Origin of the sequence: Arthrobacter agilis (assembly GCF_030816075.1) — a bacterium.
GTDB classification, from domain to species: Bacteria; Actinomycetota; Actinomycetes; order Actinomycetales; family Micrococcaceae; genus Arthrobacter_D; species Arthrobacter_D agilis_E.
Genome location: NZ_JAUSXO010000001.1, coordinates 1,071,282 through 1,092,482, shown reverse-complemented (window position 1 = coordinate 1,092,482; position 21,201 = coordinate 1,071,282). Strand labels below are relative to the sequence as shown.

Annotated in this window: 21 protein-coding genes; 13 read left to right on the top strand and 8 right to left on the bottom strand. The window is 69.6% G+C overall.

Annotated elements, in window-relative coordinates; genetic code table 11:
- The first annotated feature begins 31 nt into the window (after positions 1 to 31).
- Positions 32 to 946 carry a ribonuclease Z gene (locus QFZ50_RS04795; protein ID WP_307082419.1) on the top strand — a complete coding sequence of 305 codons (915 nt, stop codon included), beginning with the start codon at positions 32 to 34 and terminating at the stop codon, positions 944 to 946.
- A 117-nt stretch (positions 947 to 1,063) separates the two neighbouring features.
- Positions 1,064 to 1,864, top strand: coding sequence for a GAF and ANTAR domain-containing protein (locus QFZ50_RS04790; protein WP_307082417.1), 801 nt, complete (start codon positions 1,064 to 1,066; stop codon positions 1,862 to 1,864).
- Here QFZ50_RS04790 and QFZ50_RS04785 read toward each other — a convergent pair.
- Positions 1,848 to 2,612 (bottom strand): SDR family NAD(P)-dependent oxidoreductase, encoded by a 765-nt coding sequence (locus QFZ50_RS04785; protein ID WP_307082416.1) that lies wholly within the window; start codon positions 2,610 to 2,612, stop codon positions 1,848 to 1,850. The genes QFZ50_RS04790 and QFZ50_RS04785 overlap by 17 nt on opposite strands.
- A 41-nt stretch (positions 2,613 to 2,653) precedes the next feature.
- Positions 2,654 to 3,862: a flavin-containing monooxygenase gene (locus tag QFZ50_RS04780; protein ID WP_307082414.1), complete on the bottom strand. Its 1,209-nt coding sequence runs from the start codon at positions 3,860 to 3,862 to the stop codon at positions 2,654 to 2,656.
- Between the two features lie 195 nt (positions 3,863 to 4,057).
- Here QFZ50_RS04780 and QFZ50_RS04775 point away from each other — a divergent pair, with 195 nt between their 5' ends.
- From QFZ50_RS04775 to QFZ50_RS04765, 3 genes are all read left to right on the top strand, one after another.
- Positions 4,058 to 5,536, top strand: coding sequence for an MFS transporter (locus tag QFZ50_RS04775; protein ID WP_307082411.1), 1,479 nt, complete (start codon positions 4,058 to 4,060; stop codon positions 5,534 to 5,536).
- A 3-nt stretch (positions 5,537 to 5,539) separates the two neighbouring features.
- A complete protein-coding gene (locus QFZ50_RS04770; RefSeq protein WP_307082409.1) occupies positions 5,540 to 6,046 on the top strand; it encodes a GNAT family N-acetyltransferase in 507 nt (168 codons plus the stop codon).
- A 141-nt stretch (positions 6,047 to 6,187) separates the two neighbouring features.
- Entirely contained in the window at positions 6,188 to 6,784 is a 597-nt protein-coding gene (locus QFZ50_RS04765; protein WP_307082407.1) for a hypothetical protein, read from the top strand.
- Positions 6,785 to 6,801: 17 nt separating this feature from the next.
- Here the strand turns inward: QFZ50_RS04765 and QFZ50_RS04760 are convergent, their stop codons facing one another.
- Together QFZ50_RS04760 and QFZ50_RS04755 are read right to left on the bottom strand one after the other, a co-directional pair.
- Positions 6,802 to 8,094 carry an ion channel protein gene (locus QFZ50_RS04760; RefSeq protein WP_307082406.1) on the bottom strand — a complete coding sequence of 431 codons (1,293 nt, stop codon included), beginning with the start codon at positions 8,092 to 8,094 and terminating at the stop codon, positions 6,802 to 6,804.
- A 44-nt stretch (positions 8,095 to 8,138) separates the two neighbouring features.
- Entirely contained in the window at positions 8,139 to 9,500 is a 1,362-nt protein-coding gene (locus QFZ50_RS04755) for a hypothetical protein (protein ID WP_307082404.1), read from the bottom strand.
- Between the two features lie 302 nt (positions 9,501 to 9,802).
- Here QFZ50_RS04755 and QFZ50_RS04750 point away from each other — a divergent pair, with 302 nt between their 5' ends.
- Together QFZ50_RS04750 and QFZ50_RS04745 are read left to right on the top strand one after the other, a co-directional pair.
- On the top strand, positions 9,803 to 10,285 hold the full coding sequence (locus tag QFZ50_RS04750; protein WP_307082402.1) for a hypothetical protein: 483 nt from the start codon (positions 9,803 to 9,805) through the stop codon (positions 10,283 to 10,285).
- Between the two features lie 95 nt (positions 10,286 to 10,380).
- Positions 10,381 to 10,779: an SHOCT domain-containing protein gene (locus QFZ50_RS04745; protein ID WP_307082400.1), complete on the top strand. Its 399-nt coding sequence runs from the start codon at positions 10,381 to 10,383 to the stop codon at positions 10,777 to 10,779.
- A gap of 100 nt (positions 10,780 to 10,879) precedes the next feature.
- Here QFZ50_RS04745 and QFZ50_RS04740 read toward each other — a convergent pair whose 3' ends face one another.
- Positions 10,880 to 11,473, bottom strand: coding sequence for a potassium channel family protein (locus tag QFZ50_RS04740; protein WP_307082398.1), 594 nt, complete (start codon positions 11,471 to 11,473; stop codon positions 10,880 to 10,882).
- A 245-nt stretch (positions 11,474 to 11,718) separates the two neighbouring features.
- On the opposite strand from QFZ50_RS04740, the gene QFZ50_RS04735 reads away from it, so the two are divergent.
- Positions 11,719 to 12,870, top strand: coding sequence for an AI-2E family transporter (locus tag QFZ50_RS04735; RefSeq protein WP_307082397.1), 1,152 nt, complete (start codon positions 11,719 to 11,721; stop codon positions 12,868 to 12,870).
- 39 nt (positions 12,871 to 12,909) lie between these two features.
- Positions 12,910 to 13,575, top strand: coding sequence for a GAP family protein (locus QFZ50_RS04730; RefSeq protein ID WP_307082395.1), 666 nt, complete (start codon positions 12,910 to 12,912; stop codon positions 13,573 to 13,575).
- A gap of 59 nt (positions 13,576 to 13,634) precedes the next feature.
- On the opposite strand, the gene QFZ50_RS04725 is transcribed toward QFZ50_RS04730, so the two are convergent.
- Positions 13,635 to 14,843, bottom strand: a complete 1,209-nt coding sequence (locus QFZ50_RS04725) for an alcohol dehydrogenase catalytic domain-containing protein (RefSeq protein WP_307082393.1) — start codon at positions 14,841 to 14,843, stop codon at positions 13,635 to 13,637.
- A gap of 424 nt (positions 14,844 to 15,267) precedes the next feature.
- On the opposite strand from QFZ50_RS04725, the gene QFZ50_RS04720 reads away from it, so the two are divergent.
- The 3 genes from QFZ50_RS04720 (at position 15,268) to QFZ50_RS04710 (ending at position 18,898) form a co-directional block, all read left to right on the top strand.
- Positions 15,268 to 17,748 carry a molybdopterin oxidoreductase family protein gene (locus QFZ50_RS04720; RefSeq protein ID WP_307082391.1) on the top strand — a complete coding sequence of 827 codons (2,481 nt, stop codon included), beginning with the start codon at positions 15,268 to 15,270 and terminating at the stop codon, positions 17,746 to 17,748.
- Positions 17,745 to 18,206 (top strand): hypothetical protein, encoded by a 462-nt coding sequence (locus QFZ50_RS04715; RefSeq protein WP_307082388.1) that lies wholly within the window; start codon positions 17,745 to 17,747, stop codon positions 18,204 to 18,206. The genes QFZ50_RS04720 and QFZ50_RS04715 overlap by 4 nt, the downstream gene beginning before the upstream one ends.
- A gap of 128 nt (positions 18,207 to 18,334) precedes the next feature.
- Complete coding sequence (locus QFZ50_RS04710; RefSeq protein ID WP_307082386.1) at positions 18,335 to 18,898, top strand: HPP family protein; 564 nt, start codon at positions 18,335 to 18,337, stop codon at positions 18,896 to 18,898.
- 84 nt (positions 18,899 to 18,982) lie between these two features.
- On the opposite strand, the gene QFZ50_RS04705 is transcribed toward QFZ50_RS04710, so the two are convergent.
- On the bottom strand, positions 18,983 to 19,864 hold the full coding sequence (locus tag QFZ50_RS04705; RefSeq protein ID WP_307082384.1) for an alpha/beta fold hydrolase: 882 nt from the start codon (positions 19,862 to 19,864) through the stop codon (positions 18,983 to 18,985).
- A 58-nt stretch (positions 19,865 to 19,922) separates the two neighbouring features.
- On the opposite strand from QFZ50_RS04705, the gene QFZ50_RS04700 reads away from it, so the two are divergent.
- Positions 19,923 to 20,606 (top strand): TetR/AcrR family transcriptional regulator, encoded by a 684-nt coding sequence (locus tag QFZ50_RS04700; RefSeq protein ID WP_307082382.1) that lies wholly within the window; start codon positions 19,923 to 19,925, stop codon positions 20,604 to 20,606.
- An 84-nt stretch (positions 20,607 to 20,690) separates the two neighbouring features.
- Here the strand turns inward: QFZ50_RS04700 and QFZ50_RS04695 are convergent, their stop codons facing one another.
- On the bottom strand, positions 20,691 to 21,182 hold the full coding sequence (locus QFZ50_RS04695; protein ID WP_307082380.1) for a MarR family winged helix-turn-helix transcriptional regulator: 492 nt from the start codon (positions 21,180 to 21,182) through the stop codon (positions 20,691 to 20,693).
- Positions 21,183 to 21,201: the final 19 nt, after the last annotated feature.

Sequence of the window (21,201 nt, the reverse complement as noted above, 5' to 3'; positions counted from 1 at the left end):
CGATCCGCACGCCCGGTGCAAGACTGGGGCCATGCGTGAGCTCGTCATCCTCGGCACGGCGTCGCAGGTGCCCACCCGCACCCGCAACCACAACGGCTACTTCCTCCGCTGGGAACGTGAGGGCATCCTGTTCGACCCCGGCGAGGGCACCCAGCGGCAGATGCTGCTGGCCGGCGTGTCGGCGTCGAAGATCACGCGGATCTGCCTGACGCACGTCCATGGCGACCACTGCTTCGGCCTGCCCGGTGTGCTGTCCCGCATGGTGCTCGACGGCGTCGCGCACCCCGTCCACCTGCACTTCCCGGTGTCCGGTGCGGACGTGGTGCGCGCCCTGGTCGGCCTCGCGACGCCCGGACTCGACCTGCACCTGCACCCCCATGGCGCGGCCGGCGGGATCGCCCCGGACATCGAGGTGGAACCGCTCCGCCACCGCATCGAGGCGTACGGCTACCGCGTCACGGAACCGGACGGGCGCACCTTCCTGCCCGAGCGGCTCGCCGCCGCGGGCATCTCGGGACCCGACGTCGGCCGCCTGCACCGCGAGGGATCCCTCGGGGCCGTCCGGCTCGAGGACGTCAGCGAGCACCGGGCCGGACGCCGGTTCGCGTTCGTCATGGACACCGCGGTCTGCGACGGCGCATCGGCGCTCGCGGATCGCGCCGACCTCCTCGTCTCGGAGGCGACGTTCAGTGACGAGGACGCCGGTCTCGCCGAGCGGTACCGGCACCTCACGGCGGGTCAGGCGGGTACGATGGCCGCCCGCGGCGACGTGGGGACGCTCGTGCTCACGCACTTCTCGTCGCGGTACGACGACGTCGCGGTGCTCGCCGCACAGGCGCGGGCGGAGGCCGGTTCCACCCGGGTGATCGCGGCGTCCGACCTGGACCGTATCCCCTTCCCGCAGCGCGGCGCACCTCATGCGCCTCCCCGTTCGCCAGCGCGGTGATCTGGGGCCCGTGCGTATCATGGGACTGTCGTTCAGCAGCGGGCGGTGCGCGTCTCTCGGTCGCCGCATCCCGGGTGCAAGGTCGCCCCGTGGAGCAGATCGCCTCGGTAGGAGCCCTTGAACGACCACTCCCCCTCCTTCGCACTCCGGAACTCCCCCGCCGCCCCGGCCCACTCCGGGTCGGAGGACCCGGTCCCGGGTTCGCCGGCGCACACCGCGATCTTCCTCCAGAACCTCGTGCTGGACAGCAGGGACGTCACCCAGTTCCTCGACGATCTGGCCCAGGTGGCCGCCGGCTACCTCTCCACGCCGGAGCGCGTGGTGCTCTGCGGAGTGACCCTCATCCGTCCGCGCCACGCCGAGACCCTCGCGAGCAGCAGCCCCGCCGCGCTGGCACTCGACCGGATCCAGCACTCCTTCGGTGACGGGCCCTGCCTGGCGGCCACCCGGACCCAGCAGATCGTCCAGGTCCGCGACACGCGGGCCGACGGGCGCTGGCCGGAGTACCACGCCGCCGTCGCGCGGCAGGGGATGCTGTCCATCCTGGGTGTACCCATCCCGCTCGAGGGTGAGGCGAACTGCGGACTGAACCTGTACTCCGACATCGTCGACGGCTTCACGCCCGAGGCCGTCCGGGCCGCCGAGGTGTTCGCCCGCGAGGCGTCGAAGTCGCTGCGCCTGGCCGTGCGGATCGCCCACCTCTCGGAGAAGGCGGATCACCTCACCTCCGCGCTGGAATCACGGACCACCACCGATCTCGCCGCCGGGATCGTCATGGGGCAGAACAAGTGCAGCCAGACAGCGGCGATCGTCATCCTCAAATCGGCGGCGGGCCGCCGGCAGGTCAGGCTCCGCGACGTGGCCGCCGAGGTGGTCGCCTCGGTCACGGACGACGTGCCCGTCACGCACTTCGACTAGGGGTGGCGCGGTCGAGGGCGTCGTTCTCCTTCTTCATGAAGTAGTCCACCCCTGTGTAGCCCCCGTCGACGACGAGGCTCGCCCCGGTGATGAAGGATGCGGAGTCGCTGAGCAGGAAGGCGACGACGTCGGCGATGTCGTCGGGACGCCCGTTACGTCCCAGTGGGGTCAGGCCGGCCGCTTCGTAGGGCTCGTCCATCGTGCCGGAGTCGATCCAGCCCGGGCTGACGGCGTTGACCCGGACACCGTGGGGCCCCAACACGTTCCCCAGACTGCGGGTGACCGACAAGAGGGCCGCCTTGCTGGCGGAGTAGGCGATGCCGCGGAAGGACCCCGTCGAAGCGTCGGTGCTGGCGATATTGACGATGCTCCCGCCGGGCGACATGTGGAGGCCGATCTCCCGGGCGAGCATGAGGGGCGCCGTGACGTTCACGGCGAAGGATCTGTCCCAGGCCTCGAGCGTGAGTGACGCCATCGGTTCCTTCTCCAGAACCCCCGCATTGTTCACCAGCGCATCGAGGACATACTCCTCACGGATGGAGCGGGCGAAGTCCAGCACTGCGGCCCTGTCGGCCAGGTCGAGACGACGTACCTCCACTCCGTGGGTATGGTGCAGAACCATCGCCTCGTCGGCACTGGCGTTGTAGGTCGCCACGACCATCCAGCCCTGCTCTGCAAGGTGTTCGGCAATGGCCCGGCCGATCCCTCGTGCGCCACCCGTGACAAGGACGGTACGTTCACTGGTCATGGTGTTGCCTCCATGGGGATCGTCGGGCTCGGGCAGGGCTGTCAGGGAGTCACGGCCCCCAGGAAGGTCCTCACGGAGTTCGTGACGGCCTCCGCGTCTCTGGGGAAACCGATGAAATTGCCCGAGGTGCGGCGAACCAACCACCGCAGGCCGATGAACCAGATTCCTGGCGCCGGCGAAGCGGTCCCCTGGTGCAGGGGAGCCCCGGCGCTATCGGTGAGGTCGTCCGGGAGCCAGTGGAAGGCGCCCGTGTACCCGGTGCACCAGATGACGCTGCCGATCCCGGTGCTTCCCAGGCGCAGACGAGGAGGAGGATCGAGCGCGATCGGCTCCCCCGCTCCGTCCGGGGTGGCCGCGGGAGCGTCGATCCCGTGGCGTCGGATGTGTGCATCGACGAGGGCCCGGATGCTCTCCGCGGAGCGGTCCCCGTAGGCGACGTTGGCCGCCGTACTGTCGTCGAAGGTCAGTGTTTCGTCGTCGACCCCTGTGAGGCGACCGGTCAGTGTTGCTCCGGCCCTGGCCAGCATCTGGAGGCTGATGTCGTGCCCTCCTGGCGCCAGCAGGGCCGGCACGGCCCTGATCGCCCGGCGGTCCGGCAGGTCCTCGGGGCGGTGCTCGAAGAATCCGGCTTCGTCCAGCCACCGGACGGTGTCCTTCCCGCGATACACCGCCGAGGCGCGGCCGATCGGGCAGGTCGCCAGCCAGACCCGTCTGCCCGCCGCCATCAGCTCCTGGGTGATCTGTGTTCCCGACTGTGCACTGCCGACGACGAGCACAGCGCCGTCGGGGAGCTCGTCCGCATGCCTGTAGGTCGCGGCATGGCGCTGGACGATCCGAGCCGGTAGCCGACCTCCCAGAGCGAGTACACGGGGCACGTTCTCACCCCCGCTTGCCACCACGATGGTACGGGTCTCGTACGGGCCGTCACTGGTCTGGATGAGCCAGGAACGGTCACGCCTCGACAGCCCGATCACGGCGACTCCACAGAGCACGGGTGACGTCGAGGCCAACGTCTCGAGGCGCTGCACCACCTCCACCCGTGTCAGGTACGTGCCCGGATCCTGCTCGCCCAACATGGAGTTCATGAAGCCGGGGTTGTTCAGGTGCAGCGAATCCCAGCGCTGCGTCCGCCAGGTCTCGCCCGGCCTGGCCCGCTCCAGGACGACGTGCTGGATGCCGGCTCCCGACAACGAGGCGCTTGCGGCGAGCCCGGCGGGGCCGGCTCCGATCACCACGCACTCGATCACCATGACGCGCCTACCTCGAGAGGACTCCTGGTGGTACCAGTGTGAGCCGGCGGGCGCCGTTCCGACAGGACAACGGCGCGCCGTCGCATGCCGCCTCCACATCCCGGGATGCCCTGGCCCCGCACCCGCAGGATCCGCACGGCCCTGTCCGGGCCCCGGTCCTTCCCGCGCCCGCAGGTCGCCAGTACACTGATCGGCATGACCGGGCAGGATCCGCCCCCGCCTCCGACTGCTGCGGCCTCCCGTGGCGGCCCGGACACCTCCGGGGAAGCCGCTGACCCCGCCGCCCGGGCCGAGGAGGGTGCCGTCGGGACGATCGACGGGCGGGCACGCGATCCGAAGCAGCGCTCGCGGACCTTCGCCGGGATCCTCGTCAACACGGCCCTCGCGAACATCACCACCAGCTACCTGTGGTTCGCCCTCACCTTCTGGGTGTACCTGGAGACGCGCAACGTCATCGCCACCGGGGTCATCGGCGGCGCCTACATGCTGCTGATGGCCCTCTCCAGCATCAGCTTCGGCACGTTCGTGGACCGCTTCCGCAAACTGACGGTCATGCGCTTCGCCGCGACCTTCACACTGGTGATGTTCCTGCTGTCCGGCGCCCTGTTCCTCCTGACGCCCACCGCGTGGCTGCTGGATCTGACCCAGCCCTGGTTCTGGGTGTTCTCCCTCATCATCCTGGTGGGTGCCGTCGTCGAGAACATGCGCAACATCGCCCTGTCCACGGCGGTGACCATCCTGATCGAGCCCGATCGGCGCGCCAACGCCAACGGCCTGGTGGGCATGGTGCAGGGGCTGATGTTCATCGTCACCTCCGTCCTCTCCGGCCTCTCGGTCGGCCTCGTCGGTATGGGCTGGACGGTCGTCGTCGCCGTCGTCCTCACCGCGCTGTCGTTCGCGCACCTGCTCACGCTGCGCATGCCGGAGGAGGCGCAGCCGGTGCCCACCGACGCCCACGGCGCCTTCGACCTCCGGGGCTCCCTCGCGGCTGTGCTCGCCATCCAGGGCCTGTTCGCGCTGATCATCTTCTCCACCTTCAACAACTTCATCGGCGGCGTCTACATGGCGCTCATGGACCCCTACGGCCTGGAGCTGTTCTCCGTGGAGATGTGGGGGACGCTGTTCGCCGTCGGGGCCACGGGGTTCATCGTCGGTGGGGCCCTGATCGGCAAGTTCGGACTCGGCGCCAACCCGCTGCGCACGCTGCTGCTCGCCGTGATCGCGATGGGCGCCATCGGGGCGGTATTCACCCTCCGGGAGTGGGCCTGGCTCTACATCGCGGGGATCTGGCTCTACCTGACCCTGATCCCCTTCGTGGAGGCCGCGGAGCAGACGGTCATCCAGCAGACGGTGCCCCTGGAGCGCCAGGGCCGCGTGTTCGGCTTCGCCCTGGCCTTCGAGTCCGCGGCGGCACCGATCACCGCGTTCCTCATCGCGCCGATCGCCCAGTTCTGGATCATCCCGTACGCGCGGTCCTCGGAGGGCGCCGCTCGGCTTGCCCCGCTGCTGGGCGAGGGTACGTCCCGCGGGATCGCCCTCGTGTTCCTGATCGCGGGCATCATCATGATCCTGGCCGCTGTCGCTGCGTTCTTCACGCCGGTCTACCGTCAGGTGTCGGCCACCTATGCCCGGACCGCCGCGGCCTCCGCCGGTCCTGCCGGCCCGGATCGATAGCAGATGGGCCCTCCGGCGCCCGGCCCCGGTCCGACGACCGGACGGCCGACCCTCCGGGCGAGGACGGCCACGCACCGCGACGCGGACACCGTCGGCCGACTCCTCCACGACTTCAACACGGAGTTCGGGGCCGCGACGCCGACGGCGGACGCCCTCGGGCAGCGGTTCCGCCGGCTCCTGGCCATGCCGGAGGTGCTCGTGGTCCTGGCCGAGGACGACGACGCACCGGCGGGCTTCGCGTTCCTCACCCTGCGTCCCACGCCTTACGACGACGGGCCCCTCGCGCAGCTCGAGGAGCTGTACGTCCGTCCGGGGCTGCGGGACCAGGGCATCGGTACGGCCCTGCTGACGGTGGCGGTCGACGGCGTGCGCACGCGCGGCGCCCGTGAGATGCACATCGATGTGGACGAGGTCGACGTCGACACCCGACGGTTCTACGAGCGCCACGGTTTCACCAACATCGAACCCGGCGGCGAGTACCGGATGCTGTGCTACCTCAGGGAGTTCTGAGCACGGCCCTCCCCGGAAGGCGCCGGACGAGGCCTGCAGGATCCGGTGGGCTCCCACCGGCCGGCTCATCCCCTGGGGATGAGGACGGGGAAGGAGCAGGACGTCATGATGGGCGCGAAGGCTCAGGCACCGGGAGGTTCCATGATCCGAAACATCCGCAACACCTTCGCCAAGGGGCCCGTGATGCCCTCGCCGTCGGCCGAGCCGGCCGTGCCGGTGCGGAGCCCGTCCCGACCGACAGCCGTCGTGGCGGTGGGCATGAGTATCGCCGTCTGGTGGCCGTCCTTCACCCTGGGCGCCTGGGGGGTCCTGTTCTTCGAACAGATCCTGAGCGTGTGGGCTGCCGCGACGGCGGCCCTCCTCGTCGTCCTGATCCGACGCCAGGACGACCGGCATCGTCTTGCCAAGGCGGTGGCCCTGTCCGTCCCCACGGTGTGGCTGGTGCTGGCGATCGCGTTCAGGGGAGACCGGGGTTTCCTAGGACCGGTGGTCGACACCCTCGGGGGTACGGTCGCCATTCTCGGTATTCCGGCGACCATCTGGGTGCTGGCGCGCATCATCTGGCCCGAGTTCGGGGAGGACCTGCCCCTGATGTGGCGCATCATCGTCGTCGCGGCTGTGCTGGCCATCGCGGCCACCTGCTTCCTTCTGGGCCGGAACCACGCCGCATTCCTGACCTGCGAGGACTTCACCATCAGCGGCAACTCGGAACCACCCGGCTGCACCCCCGCCCCCTGAGCCGGGAGTCCGTCCGCCTACGGCCCGACCGGCGACCCCTTCGCCGCCGTGGGTGACGGGGCATGGATGAGCATCTCGGGCGCCCGGGACACCAGGAGCCAGGCCGGCAGGATCGCTATGCAGAGGACGGGCAGCACGCCGGCATCGCCGACCACCACGACGGCGATGAACAGGGCGATCCAGCCGTCGCGTGCCACCGGCAGGACGACGCCGAGGATGCCGCAGCCCAGCGCCAGCCCGAGCGGGATCGTGGGGAAGATCGCGCAGGCCACCAGGCCCGCAGCCGTCCCGATGAAGACCGCCGGGAAGATGCGCCCGCCCCGGAAACCGGCCGCGGCGGCCACCACGAGCGCCGCGAGCTTGACCGCGATGATGAAGACCAGATCCGCGGCCGAGTAGTCCCCCTGGTTCCGGATCAGCTCGCCCATCTGGCTCGCACCCTTGAAGAGGGTCACGGGACCGCCGAGGACCCCGAGGACACCGAGGACCGCGCCGCCGAGTGCGATGTAGACCGCGGGATTCCTCAGCCCGTGGAAGAACCGGTGCGCGTGCGGGAACACGTAGACCGCGGCGAGCCCGATCAGTGTGGCGGCGATGGTCACTCCGAGGCCGGCCACGAGATCCGCCGCACCCGGGGTGCCGAGCTGGGAGAACCCGGCCTCGGGCAATTGGGGGCCGTCGAGCCACCGCATCGTGATCGTCCCCGCACCCGCCGCCACCAGCGGGATGAAGAGCCGGTCCCACAGCGCGCCACCACCCTTGAACCCGGCGACGACACCCGTGAAGACGAGGGCGGCCGCAACGGGTGTCCCGAAGAGTGCGCCGATCGTTCCGGCCGCTGTGATGATGACGACGAGTTCGGTGCCGATCCCCGGCCAGAGCCGGGCGACGAGTGCCACGAGGATGGCCGTGTTGAACGCGATGATGGGGATCTCCGGCCCCAGGCTGACGCCCCCTGCCAGTCCGAGCACCGTGACCGCGAGCAGGCTCGGCACGGCGGACAGCCGGAGCGGCGGGGCGATGAGCTCGGTCGTCGCCGAGTCCGTCCCACCGTGGCCGGGGGCGAACTGCACCACCAGGCCGATCACCACGCCCGCGAGCGTGAGGACACCGAAGATCCACCAGCCGGACGCGGGATCGATCTTCCAGGCGGCCGGCAGGGTCTCCCACAGCAGGTGTTCGACGGCGTGCGCGAGCTCTTCGACGGCGTACAACCCGACGGCGGAGACGGCACCCACGAGGATCGCGGGGATGCAGAGGGTGAGGTGGGTCCGCAGTGGAGGAGCCTCGTGGGAGGTGTCAGTGGCCATGGTCGTCACCCTGCCGATCCGTTCCCGGTGCGATCCTGTTCATCTCAGCCGGACTCCTGTCCCTGGACCCGGGGCACGGCGCCGAGCGGTGGGTCCGCGGTGCGCCGTACGGCGGGCCCGGAGGCGAGCTCGACGAGCAGGACCAGCAGCGCGACGGCGGCGAGTGTCCAGAGGGCCACTGCGGCTGTCGGATCCGGCCAGAAGACGAGCAGGAGCACAGCACCGCCCACGACGGCTCCTTCGATGCTGCGTCGGTGCCGTGCCAGTGTGTGCTGCCATGGTCGGGCACTCCCGGTGCCGATCCGTCCGGTCACGGCCCCTCCGGCACGTGCCAGACCGCGGCGGAGCTGCGTGGCGGTCCGCGACGGGCCGGCGAGGAACGCGACGAGCGCGATCACCAGCCCGACGACGAGGACCAGCCGCAGGCTGGTCCTCAGCGGTGAGATGAGGGTGTCGCTGAGGCTCTCGGCCGCTGCCGGTGACACCACGTCCGGCGGGACCGCCGTGAGGTAGATCCCGCGGCCTACCGTCAGTCCGAGTGCGAGAACGGCCATCGCCACGGCGAAGGCCAGGCCCACCGAGCCGGTGGTGCGCCGTCGTCGCCCCCGGGGTGCGACGACGACGGCGCCGACCGCGCTCAGGATCGAGAACCCGACGAGGAGGGGCGCGGCGCGGTCGAGGGCGTTGAGGGCCTGCGCGGCCCTGACGAGTTCGGGTGACTGGAAGAGAGTGATCTGCGCGTCGGTGTCCGGGATCCTCGACGCGATACCGACGCCCTGCTGGAGCAGCCGGTCCTTCACCTCGGCGACGATCTCCCGCGAGGAGATGGCCACGGTACCGCTCTCGTCGATCGTGATGGCGCCATCGGTCCGGCCTCCGGCCAGATTCACCAGGGCCTGGTGGGCGGCCCGGTTCGCCCGGATCCACAGGTCCTCGAACCGGGGGCTCTCCACGAACCCCGTCACCGCCGTACCGACCAGGGATTCGAACTGCTGGGCGACCGCCGGCGCGAGACCGGTGATGACGGGAGCCGCGCGGGGTGTCCCACGGGTGAGTTCGGTCAGGGCGTCACGGGTGGTCGCCTCGATGTCCGCCGCAACGGTGATCTGTTCGGTGACCTTGGCGGCGATCTCGCGCTGGACCGCCGGTTCGACGGCGAGCGGCGCGACGGTCGCCACGTAGCGGTCGGTGTCGAGCAGTTCCGCGCGCAGGTACATGGCGGGAACGGCGACGAGGGCCGACACCGCGGTGAGGATGACGAGGACGAGAGCCGCAGCCCTCCGCCACACCCGCGCCGAGGAGCCTTCCCGCCGAGCACCCGCGGACTCCTGGGCCGCATCCCGTTCCCGCTCGAGCTCGGCCACCTGGTACCGCAGCCGGGTGAGCTCCTCGCCCTCCGTGCTCATGGCAGCTCCGTCCCGATGACCGCTCCACCCGACGGCCCGCCGAAGAACGGGGTGCCTGCCGGTAGTCCTGGTCCGATCCTCATGTGACACTCCCTCCGGTCCCGGAACTGCGGCCCTTGAATACTCCCCCCCAGCGGGACGCTCCGGCCTCACCCGCGCAGGATGAACTGATGACCTGCTGCGTCCGATGCCCGGTTCTCATCCGGAAGGGGTGAGGCCCTCGCCGGGTGCCGGGGCAAGAATGACTGCAGCAGCCGTGGGACGGGCAGCGCAGCGGTCGTCAGCCTACGAAGGAGCCTCCAGTGTCAACATCACATCGAATCCTGGCCGGACCCGTGGCGATGGGGGTGATGATCGTGGTGCTGGCGGGTTGCGGCTCCAGCGGGACGACCGAGGCGTCGACCAGCACCAGCAGCCCGAGCAGCTCCAGCAGTCCGAGCAGTACGCCGGAAGAGGCCGGCGCCGCGCGTCTGTGCGAAGCCGCAACGGCCTTCAGCGGCGCGGTGACGGGCTTCAGGGACACCGTCACCCCCGAGGCCACCATCGAGGAGCTCCGCTCGGCGCGGGACGAGGTCGTGAAGACCTACAGGGAGATGGACCGGGCCGCCATGGATGTCGCGGAGGAGCGGATGACCGCCGTCGCTGCGGCCGAACGGAAGCTCGAGAAGGCCGTCGACGACGTCCGCGAGCAGGCCACGGTGCCCGAAGCCGTCGAATCACTGCGCAATGAAGCCTCGGATCTCCAGACCGCGGTCACCGATCTCGCGAAGGAGGTCGAGTGCTGAACTCCAGATGATCCGGGAGACGACTACCAATCGAGGGCTGACCTCATCATCACCGCGGCCCCGTTCGAGCAGAACACCGCCGCATCACTGCGAGCATGGGAATCATCATGAGCTTTTTTGAGAACTTCTGGGACATCGTCTGGTGGCTCATCTGCCTGTACGCCTTCTTCGGCTATCTGTTCGCGCTGTTCACCGTGATCGGCGATGTCTTCCGTGATCGGGAACTCAACGGCTGGGGGAAGGCCGTCTGGCTCCTCGCCCTGGTGCTCGTACCCTTCCTGACCGTCCTGGTCTACCTGATCGCGCGCGGCCAGGGGATCACGGAACGGAGCCAGGCGAGCAACCGCCAACGGCAGGAGGCGAACGAGGCGTACATCCGCCGCATCGCGATCTCGAGCCCCAGCGACGAGATCACGAAGGCGAAGGGCCTCCTCGACTCCGGAACCATCACCGCGAGCGAGTTCGACGCCATCAAGTCGAAGGTCGCTGTCTGATCTCCCCGACAGGGTGCCTCCCGCTCCTCGGGGCGGGAGGCACGCTCATGTCCGGGCGACCGACGACGGCGGCCCCGGGGTCCGGTCGTGCCGCGGGCGCTCAGGCCTCGCCGCGCGGCTGCCGCGCCGCGAAGAAGAACACCTCGGCGATGAGCGCCAGGACTCCGAGACCCGCGATCAGCTGGACCGTCACCACGGCGCGGGCCAGGTCGCTCGCCGGTGTGATGTCGCCGAATCCCACCGTGGACAGGGTGGTGCTCGTGAAATACAGGCCGTCCACCTTGCTGAGCGGTTCGCTGAAGGACGCCGGATCCGTTGCCGACATGGCCGTGTAGAGCATCGAGAAGAGGCAGAGGAACAGGACGACGCTGTGCACCACGGCTTCGACCGCGCGGATCTGGGGAGCGTCCGCGCGGGCGACGAGGCGGACCTGGAACGTCATGGCCGTGAGGAACACCGCGCCGACGACGACGAGCCAGAACCAGGCGGCCGCGGGATCGTCCCTCGTGAACCCGTCGATCGGCATCACCGCGTAGACCAGCAGGGTCAGGCCCACCGCGGAGGCCGTGCGCGCCACCGCGGCAACGAGGAGTCGCCGTTGCGTGCCACGGTCGATGTGGAGGAACAGCGCCGGGCGCCTCAGGTCCTGCCGCCGGATCATGAGCCATGGTAGCGCCTCGATTCCCCGCTGCACGCGGGCGCTGTAGGTCCGGCCCGCTAGGCCGGCACCCAGGAAGGTCGCTGCCCGATCCCCTGTCTCATCCTTAAGGGGTGAGACCCTCGCCTTCCACCGCGTAGAGAATGAAGGCAGCGTTGCGTGCCGCCCGATGGGGTGCCACCCGTCGTCAGATTCGGGGTGTTTCGGTGCTCGCCTCCAGCCGGGATCCCGAGCGGGTAGCCCTGCCCGTGCCTGCCTGCCTGCAGTAGAAGGAGAATCCGATGACGACGGAACCGCTCCATACCGATCCGCGGCCCGCTCTCCCCCGCAGCACCACCCTCCTGCTCGCGCTGGGCGGGGCGACCGTGACCGCTTTCGGGATCGCCGCCATCAGGGGGGTCTTCACCCCGGTGTTCCTGGCGTTCGTCCTCACGCTCTGCGTGCACCCGCTCAGGAGCCGGCTGCACAGCCACGGGGTCCAGCGGGGACTGGCCACCGGTACCTCGATCGCTGCCGTGTTCGCCCTCCTCGTCGCCTTCGCAGCCGTCCTCGTCCTGGCCCTTGCGCAGTTCTCCTCGCTCCTCCCCCAGTTCGCCCCTCAACTGGACCGGGCGGGAGTGGCTGTCTCCGAGCTGCTGGCCTCGGTGGGTTTCGGCACCGACCAGACGGATGCGGTCCAGGAAGGGTTCACCCCGGGGCGCATCCTCGAGTTCATCAACGGTCTGCTGGGCAGTATCACGAGCATGGTGAGCTCTCTCGTGGTCGTCCTGACGATGCTGATACTCATGGCGGTGGACGGATCCAGGGTGCCGGCGCTGCTCACCTACCTGAACCCCCACCGGCCCGAGCTCGTCGCCGCACTCGTGGGTTTCGGGCGCGGGGTGCGACGCTACATGGTCGCCACGACGGTGCTCGGCGTCGCCCAGGGAGCTTTCAACTGGCTGGTGCTCGTCCTGCTCCAGGTCCCAGGCGCCCTCCTGTGGGGCCTGCTCTCCTTCATCTGCAGCTTCATCCCGAACGTCGGCTACTTCATCGCGATCATCCCCCCGCTGTTCTTCGGATTCCTCAGCGGAGGCTGGCCCACGGCGATCGGCGTCATCATCGTGTACGGGGTGATCAACAGCGCCATCCAGTCCGTCATCCAGCCCCGGTACATCGGTAACGCGGTGTCCCTCAGCGAGACCCTGACCTTCGTCTCCGTCCTCTTCTGGGCGCTGGTCCTCGGGCCGGTCGGTGCCGTGCTGGCGGTCCCGCTGACGCTCCTGGTCCGTGCGGTCCTCCTCGATGCGGACCCGTCGACCACGTGGCGGAGGGCCCTGACCGGGGACAGGGCGAACCTGGAGGAGATCCTCAGGGACGAGGACGACGAGATCCGGACCCGGCGTGCCCGGTGGGGACCGAGACGCCCCTCACCCCGCGAGGGACAGGCATGACGTCCCGCGTCCGCGCCGTCGGTACCGGGTGAGTGCAGCATGCTGAGCCTGCTGGTCAGCCTGATACCCATCGCGCTGGCCGGCGCCATGAGCACGGTACCGGTCAGCGTGACCATCATCATCCTGCTCTCCCCCAACGCCCACCGCGGCGCCCTGTCCTTCCTCATCGGGAGTATCGCCGGCGCCGTCCTGCTGGTGGGTGGTGCGACCGTGGGGCTGCGCTTCCTGCCCGTGCGCGCGGGGGCCGACCAGAACACGCAACTGGCCGTGCTCGGCCTCTTCGTCGCGGCCCTCGTGATCGCCTACGCCGTCTACGTCCTGTCACGCACCCGGACGACCGACAGCGCAGTACTGGGCGGGTTGCGCACCCGGGTCGCCTCGGCCCGCCCGTGGGAGTTCCTGGTCCTCGGACTGGCCGTGAACCTGCGGCCGAAGGCGGTCCTGCTCTCGCTGACCGCGGGCGCCCTCATCGGGCTGCAGGATCTCCAGCTCCTCGCGGGGACGCTGTTCGTCCTGGGCTACGTCCTCGCCGCCCAGTCGGAGATCCTGGTGCCGATCGTCCTGCGGATGCGCCGGCCGGAGCGTGCCGACGCGATGCTGACCGGCCTGGACCGGTGGATGCGACGGCACAGCCGCACGATCACCGGCGTCACCCTGCTGCTGGTCGGGCTGTTCGTCGCCGGCTTGAGCGTCGCACGGCTCTGAGCACGGGTTCACGGCGGGTCGCGGGGGGGGGGGGGGGTACCCGCCCGGGCCGGGAAACCCTACGTGGTCAGGACCGTCTTGAGCCAGCCCTCCTCGCGCCGGTCGAAGGTCAGGTAGGCGTCGACGACATCGGTGATCGGCTCGTGCTGGGTGATGAACCGGGTCGGGTCGAAGACGCCGGATGCGACGAGGTCCAGCAGCGGCGGGGTCACGGACCGGTGGTCGCAGTTGCCCATCCGGATGGTCAGGTTCTTATTCATCGCCTGCCCGATCGGGTAGGACATCATCGCGGGGCTGTAGACCCCGATGATGCCGATGCGGCCGTACTTCCGGACGGTCTGCACACTCCACTGGGACACCTGGGACGGCGCGTCACCCGGTACCCAGTTCTCCCCCTGGATGTTCGTCCTCGGGGCCACCTCGGCGACCTCCCGCGCGAACTGCTCGGCCTGCTGCTCGCTGTCCGCCGCCGCGGGCCCCGAGGACGGGCGCTGCGCGTCCACTCCGACGGCGTCGATCACCGCGTCCACGCCGACGCCCAGCGTGGCATCCATCAGCGCCTGCACCGGATCCTCGCGGTTGAAGTCGACGACGTCCGCGTTCTGGTCCAGCGCCTGGACGAGGCGGGTCTCCACGCCGTCGATCGCGAAGACCCGTGAGGAACCCTGGCGGAAAGCGGAGGCGATCGCGAACTGCCCGACGACGCCGGCGCCGTACACCGCGACCGTGTCGCCGCGGCGGACCCCTGCCAGTTCGGCGCCGAACCAGGCCGTCGGGAAGATGTCCGACAGCAGGATGGCCTGCTCGTCACTGACGTTCTCCGGCAGCGCCGTCAAGGTGTTCGAGGCCCACGGGATGCGCGCGTACTCGGCCTGGAGCCCGTTGACGGGCCCGGTGGTCTCCGGGCCGCCGAAGAAGCAGGTGCCGGCCTGCGGCCCGTTCGGATTCGCCGTGTCACACTGCGCGGTGTGGCCGGCCCGGCACTGCCAGCACACGCCGCAGGACATGGTCGAGGACACCACCACGCGGTCGCCCGGTGCGAACCGGCGGACAGCCGCGCCCACGGCCGTGACCTCCCCCACCGCTTCATGGCCGAGGATGGTCCCCTCCTTCATGCCCGCCATGGTGCCGCGGATGAAGTGCAGATCGGTGCCGCAGATCGCGCTACGCGTGATCCGCACGATGGCATCGTTCGGATCGAGGATCGTCGGATCATCGACGGTGTCCAACCGGATGTCGCCTTCGCCGTGCCATACGAGAGCCTTCACGATGCATACTCCTTCAGCAGCCCGAGGCTGCGGGTAGGGTGCCGTGGTCATCGACCTCCTCGAACGCTAGGAGTCCCGGCAACGACCGGCAACCATGAGCGGGGCGGGGCGTGCCCGTTGTGGCGCCCGCCGGATCCGGGTATGCGATCCCGCCGCCGGGACGGTTCGTCGACCACCGGGTGCCCCGGATGGATGCCCTCTCGCCCGGCCCCTCGCCGTACCGGGACGCCCCTGCCTACAGGAGCTTCCTGCCGGCGGCAGGACCATCGGCCCGGAAAAGATCAGTTGTCGGGGTGGGACCACCGGGTCTACCTTGGCGTCCAGGGCCGGTGCCGCTGCTGCCGGTTCCCGTGTGCTGCGGCGGTCCGGGAGCGTGGAGCCTGACGCACCACGTTCGAGCATTCTGCGACGGAGGGGATTGATCATGGTCGACCGTATCGCTGAGATCTGGGGGACCCGGACCCCCTACGCGCGTGACGAGCGGTGGCCGGTGCGGGTGGACCAGGTTCTTGCCGAGGGCGTCCAGGAATCCGCGGTGGACCGGTGGGTGCAGTCGGCGTGCGTGCTGTGCAGCAACGGGTGCGGTATCGACATCGCCGTCAAGGACGGATCCATGGTCGGGGTCCGTGGCCGGTCCGTGGATGTCGTGAACCACGGCCGGCTGGGACCGAAGGGCCTGTTCGCGAGCTGGCAGGGCGTGGACAACAAGGACCGCCTCACGAGACCCCTGGTCCGGGAGGACGGTGTGCTGGTGGAGTCGGACTGGGACACCGCCATGGAGCGGATCGTCTCCCGGAGCAAGGAGCTCCTCGACGAGCGAGGTCCGTTGTCCCACGGCTTCTACACGAGCGGGCAGCTGTTCCTCGAGGAGTACTACGCCCAGGCCATCGTCGGGAAGGCCGGCATCGGCACCCCGCACATGGACGGCAACACCCGGCTGTGCACGGCGACCGCGGCCACCGCCATGAAGGAGTCCTTCGGATCGGACGGCCAGCCGGGCAGCTACGTCGACATCGACGAGTGCGATGCGATGTTCCTGTTCGGCCACAACATGGCCGAGACCCAGACCGTGCTGTGGATGCGGGTCCTGGACCGCCTCGCCGGGCCGGACAGGCCCAGGCTCGTGTGCGTGGACCCGCGATCCACCGAGGTCGCCCGCCATGCCGAGGTGCACCTGCCGGTGAAACCGGGCACGAACCTGGCACTGATGCACGGACTGGTCCGCGAACTGTTCCGCAACGGCTGGATCGACGAGGACTACATCGAACAGCACACCGTGAACGTCGACGGACTGCGCGCCGCGGTCGAGCCGTGGACGCCCGAGGCCGTCGCGGAGACATGCGGCGTGGACGCCGACGACGTGCGCCGCGCGGCAGAGATCTTCGGGACATCGGACCGGGTCCTGTCGACCGTCCTGCAGGGCTTCTACCAGTCCTCCCAGGCCACGGCGTCCGCCTGCGCGGTGAACAACCTGCACCTGCTCCGGGGCCTCATCGGCAGGCCCGGATGCGGGATCCTGCAGATGAACGGGCAACCCACGGCGCAGAACAACCGCGAATGCGGGGCCGACGGCGACCTGTCGGGCTTCCGGAACTGGGAGAACCCCGCGCATATCCAGGAGCTCGCGGACCTCTGGAACGTCGATCCGGTGGTCATCCCGCACTGGGCCCCACCCACCCACGCCCTGCAGATCTTCCGGTACGTCGAACAGGGCTCCATCGAGTTCCTGTGGATCTCCGCGACGAACCCTGCGGTGTCCATGCCCCAACTGCCGCGCATCCGGGAGATCCTCGACACCGACGGCCTGTTCCTGGTGGTGCAGGACCTCTATCTGACCGAGACCGCCCAGTACGCCGACGTCGTCCTGCCCGCCGCCGCATGGGGAGAGAAGACCGGGACCTTCACCAATGTGAACCGCACCGTCCACCTGTCCGAGAAGGCGGTGGACCCACCCGGCCAGGCCCGCAGCGATCTCGACACCTTCCTGGACTACTCCGCACGCATGGGTTTCACCCGGCGCGACGGGACACCGCTGCTGGACTGGAGCGGACCCGAGGACGCGTTCGCCGCGTGGAAGGACTGCACGCGCGGCCGGCCCTGCGACTACACGGGCCTCACCTATGAGAAGCTCCGCGGCGGCAGCGGTGTTCCGTGGCCCTGCAACGAGGACCACCCCGACGGGGTGGTGCGCCTGTACCGGGACGGGGTGTTTCCCACCGACCCCGAGTACTGCGAGACCTACGGGCATGACCTGCTGACCGGCGCCACGGTGGGCCCGGAGACCTACAGGGCCAACAACCCGGCGGGGCGGGCGATCTTCAAGACCGCCGCCTATCACCCGGCGCACGAGACCCCGGATGATGACTACCCCTTCCGCCTGACGACGGGAAGGACGGTCTACCACTTCCATACCCGCACCAAGACCGGCAGGTCCCCGCAGCTCGACGGAGCGGCGCCCGATGTGTGGGTGGAGATGTCCGTCAAGGACGCCGAGGCCCACGACCTCGGTGAAGGCGACATCGTGCGGGTCGAATCCCGGCGCGGCTACATCACCGCTCCCGTGCGGGTCAGCGGGATCCGTGACGGCAGCATCTTCGCCCCGTTCCACTACGGCTACTGGGACGACGACCGGAGCGAGGACCGGGCCGCGAACGAGCTCACCCTCACCGACTGGGATCCCGTCTCGAAACAGCCCGTCCTGAAGAACGCGGCCGTCCGGGTCCGGAAGGTCGCCGACGGCGTCGCCCCGTCCCCGGCGCCCACCACCACGGCCTCGCGCCCCGTCGGGCGGTCAGGACGACGCGGACCCGTGCTGCCCACGGTCGGTGGGCGTGCAGCCCAGGCCGAGGAGACCATCGCTCCGGTCGATCCGCCGATGGTCGCGTCGCAGGAGGAACACTCGTGAAACTTCCCGTCTACCTCGGGCTGCTGCACAGATCCGAAGGCACTCTCGCCGCGTCCTTCCGCCAGGTGTCCGACGGGCACGGCCACGAACCGGACGTGTACTTCCTCTGTCAGGCCCTTGCCGCACAGTGTGATGAGCACCAACGGGCCCTCGCCCCGATCATCGAGCGGTACGGCGAGGTCGACGACGACGGTGGACCGGAGCGGCTCCACGCGGACGGGCTGGCCGAGACGCGGTCCGGGCCTATCGGCCTCCTGCGGGACCTGCAGGACCTCTACCTCCTCGCGAGCCTTGTCGACATCACGTGGACCATGGTCAAGCAGGCCGCCCAGGGACTGAGGGACACCGACCTGCTGGACGTCGTGACCGACTGCGACGGGCAGACCGCGACCCAGCTCCGATGGCTGCAGACCCGCATGAAACAGGCAGCACCACAGGCCCTGATCGTCGCGGACTGAAGGGTCGGGGGCCTGTGCTGCCGGCGGCGCCCTCACCCCGGCCTGCCGTTCCAGCACCGAGCGCCCGCCCCGCGGTCCGCAGCTCGCGGGTCGGGTCCTCCGGGCCCACCGGATCGAAGGGAGACCTGATGACGAAGAAATCGCTCCACGCCCGTCTCGCCGACTCGGGCGGCCGCCTCGGCGGGAGTCTGTACGCGGCGATACTGTCGCTCGTCGTCCTGGCGGCCAGTGGGGCCATCGGTCTCGCCCTCCACGCCCCGTGGTTGTTCCCGAGCCTCGGTCCGACGGTGATGCTGTTCTTCGAATCGCCACGGGAGCAGTCCTCCCGACCGTCCAATGCCCTGATCGGCCACGGCGTCGGGCTCCTGGCCGGGGTGGCATGCCTCTACGGGTTCGGTCTGCAGGACGACCCGTCGGTTCCCGTCGGCGGCCTGACGGCCGCCCACCTCCTGGCGGGAGCACTGTCGGTCGCCGTGACCACCCTGGTGCTGACCTGGGCCAGGCGGCCCCACCCGCCGGCCGGTGCGACAACCCTCATCGTGAGTCTCGGCATCCTGACCGGCGTCGAACAGCTGCTGGCCATGGCGGGGGCCATCGTCTTCATCACCGTCCTCGGCTGGGGACTGAACATGCTTCTGGGGACGAAGCCCTCCCCCCTCGAGGGGCAGGGCCGACCTCCGGGTAGACCGTGATCGCCGTCCTGCACCTATCGCATTCCCGGCTGCCGAGAGCCCCAAGGTTCGTCGAGCGCGGCCCCTCGCGCGGTCACCGGCGTGTCACCGTCCAGTCTCCCGCGCCGGCCTGACCGCGTCCGTCGAGCCGCTCTCGTCGCCGAAGAAATCGATCAGCGGCTGAACCAGGCGCTCCGGAGCACTGTTGGCCGTGTTGTGGCGAGCCCTCGGAACAACGAGACGTCGGCCATGCGGAAGCTCCTCGGCCAGTGCCTCGCACGTCTGGGCGAAATAGGCCGAACTGTGCGAGCCGGTGGCCAGAAGCACCTTCGCCGTGATGGTCGAGTAGAAGGACGCCGGCTCCTCGTTGTCGAGGATGCGGCCGATCTCCGGTCTGAAGGTGTGGATGAGATCCTTCATCCTCTGCCCGTACGTGCTCTTCAGGAAGGCCGCCGTCAGGGATCTCTGCAGCCAGGGCGGCATGTTCCTGGGCGTCTCGTCGGGATTGGCGGCCGTCGCCACGATGGACATCGCGGTGACGAGGTCCCCGCCGTCGAGGGCGTCCTGGAAGGCTCCGAGGTAGCCCTTCGGGATGTCCGTCCCCTCGATGGCGATCGCCGCGTCATACGTCGCGAGGTGGCTGATCGGGAGAGAGCGGGCCGCCTGGAACGCGACGAACCCTCCGCCGCTGTGGGCGAACACGCGGGAGGAACCCGTTGCCTCCAGCACTGCGGCGAGGTCCTCGATGTCCGTCCCGACGGTGTCGCTCTCGTGCATCGGCTCCGCCCGGGGCCGCCCGCGCCGATTGTAGAGGTGGACCGTGAAACGCCGTGAGAGCCTGGTCGCGAGTCTCATGTACTCGGTGGCGGACGTGCCTCCACCATGCAGCAGCACAACACCTGCCCCTGCGCCGAGAGTGACGACAGGCACCTGGGCGCCGGCCACGATCAGCTGCCACATCGTCGGTTCCGGACTCTGCCGTGCCATGGTCGCCTCCCGGGCCGCAGTTCTACTGCTAACAATGTTCGCAGTATATCGTGGGAGCATGCCGGGTGACAGCAGGGACGACGAAGCTTCCGGGAATCTCTGGTCACGCCCCCTTCGGGGCGCTCGTGGACCTGCGCCCCTCTACTCCAGGGAGAGTATTGCGGCGACGGGCATCAGGATCGCCGACGACGAGGGGCTCGAAGGGCTGACGATGCGGGCGATTGCACGTTCGCTGGGAACCAGCGCTCCGTCCCTCTACAGATACGTGACGTCACGCGAGGAAATCCTCGACCTGATGGTGGATGCGGCCATCGGCACCCCGCCGGTCGTCGAACCCGGGCCCGCGTGGACGGAGGCGATGATCGCCCTTGCCACCGCTCAGCTGCTGCACCACCGGACGCATGCGTGGCTCATCAGCGCATCCCTGGACGTCCGGAACTTCGGCCCGAATACGCTCGCGTGGTTCGAGAGCTATCTTCTGGCGATGGAGGAGGTGGAAGCGCCCGCTCGGGCCAAGCTGGAACTCATCGGGCTCGTGACGGGGCTTGTCTCGCTGTTCGCACAGCAGGGTCGGCAGACCGCACGCGCCACGCCTGCCTTCGACCTGCTCTCCGCCGAGCGCCACCCGCACCTGACAGCTGCCCTGGTCGAGCCCGGTGGCTCCCCTGCCCCGGAGACCCTGTTCGATCGGGCCGTCCTCGCCGTGTGCAGAGGGTTGGTGAGCACATCCCGCGAGCCCTAGCCGAACCGGGCCCGGCACCATCCGTCGACCGTCCGTCTCACCCGTTCCGCCTGCAGGGCGAGGCATCCCTCGGCGCGTGGCCGGTCAGGCCCCGTCTTCGGAGGACCCGGCGTCGGCCTCCGTCGTCAGTGACTGCGCAACCCGCGCCAGGAGGTCTCGGAGCTGCCCCTGCTCCACAGGGGTCAGATCACGGGTCGTCTGCTGCTCGAGCCTGTGCCAGACGGAGGTCACAGGTCCCTCCAGGGCACGGCCCGACTCCGTGAGGGACACCAGCACCACCCGACGATCAGCCCCTGACCGTCGCCGCTCGATGAAACCGGCACTTTCCAGGCGTGCCAGCATCTTCGCCGTGGTCGGCGGCTCGATCAGCAACTGCCGGGTGAGGTCCGACTGCGATTGCGGGGACACCTTCCAGAGCAGCATCAGGACGAACTGCTGACCCGCCGCGAGGCCGAGATCCGCGAGTAGCGAGCCCGCGAGGTTGCGGTGGGCCTTCGACACACTGGGGATCAGGGAGCTGATGGATCCGTCGTCGAGGCCGGCACCATCCCCTGAGGTGTGGGCGCTGGAAGTCATGATGCTCCTCGGGAATATT

Coding starts and splice junctions, on each gene's coding strand:
- QFZ50_RS04760 (WP_307082406.1), bottom strand. CDS start 8,094: ATGGCCACTGACACCTCCCACGAGGCTCCTCCACTGCGGACCCACCTC.
- QFZ50_RS04710 (WP_307082386.1), top strand. CDS start 18,335: ATGACGAAGAAATCGCTCCACGCCCGTCTCGCCGACTCGGGCGGCCGC.
- QFZ50_RS04795 (WP_307082419.1), top strand. CDS start 32: ATGCGTGAGCTCGTCATCCTCGGCACGGCGTCGCAGGTGCCCACCCGC.
- QFZ50_RS04700 (WP_307082382.1), top strand. CDS start 19,923: ATGCCGGGTGACAGCAGGGACGACGAAGCTTCCGGGAATCTCTGGTCA.
- QFZ50_RS04775 (WP_307082411.1), top strand. CDS start 4,058: ATGACCGGGCAGGATCCGCCCCCGCCTCCGACTGCTGCGGCCTCCCGT.
- QFZ50_RS04755 (WP_307082404.1), bottom strand. CDS start 9,500: ATGAGCACGGAGGGCGAGGAGCTCACCCGGCTGCGGTACCAGGTGGCC.
- QFZ50_RS04765 (WP_307082407.1), top strand. CDS start 6,188: ATGATCCGAAACATCCGCAACACCTTCGCCAAGGGGCCCGTGATGCCC.
- QFZ50_RS04780 (WP_307082414.1), bottom strand. CDS start 3,862: ATGGTGATCGAGTGCGTGGTGATCGGAGCCGGCCCCGCCGGGCTCGCC.
- QFZ50_RS04785 (WP_307082416.1), bottom strand. CDS start 2,612: ATGACCAGTGAACGTACCGTCCTTGTCACGGGTGGCGCACGAGGGATC.
- QFZ50_RS04695 (WP_307082380.1), bottom strand. CDS start 21,182: ATGACTTCCAGCGCCCACACCTCAGGGGATGGTGCCGGCCTCGACGAC.
- QFZ50_RS04705 (WP_307082384.1), bottom strand. CDS start 19,864: ATGGCACGGCAGAGTCCGGAACCGACGATGTGGCAGCTGATCGTGGCC.
- QFZ50_RS04745 (WP_307082400.1), top strand. CDS start 10,381: ATGGGAATCATCATGAGCTTTTTTGAGAACTTCTGGGACATCGTCTGG.
- QFZ50_RS04735 (WP_307082397.1), top strand. CDS start 11,719: ATGACGACGGAACCGCTCCATACCGATCCGCGGCCCGCTCTCCCCCGC.
- QFZ50_RS04770 (WP_307082409.1), top strand. CDS start 5,540: ATGGGCCCTCCGGCGCCCGGCCCCGGTCCGACGACCGGACGGCCGACC.
- QFZ50_RS04720 (WP_307082391.1), top strand. CDS start 15,268: ATGGTCGACCGTATCGCTGAGATCTGGGGGACCCGGACCCCCTACGCG.
- QFZ50_RS04730 (WP_307082395.1), top strand. CDS start 12,910: ATGCTGAGCCTGCTGGTCAGCCTGATACCCATCGCGCTGGCCGGCGCC.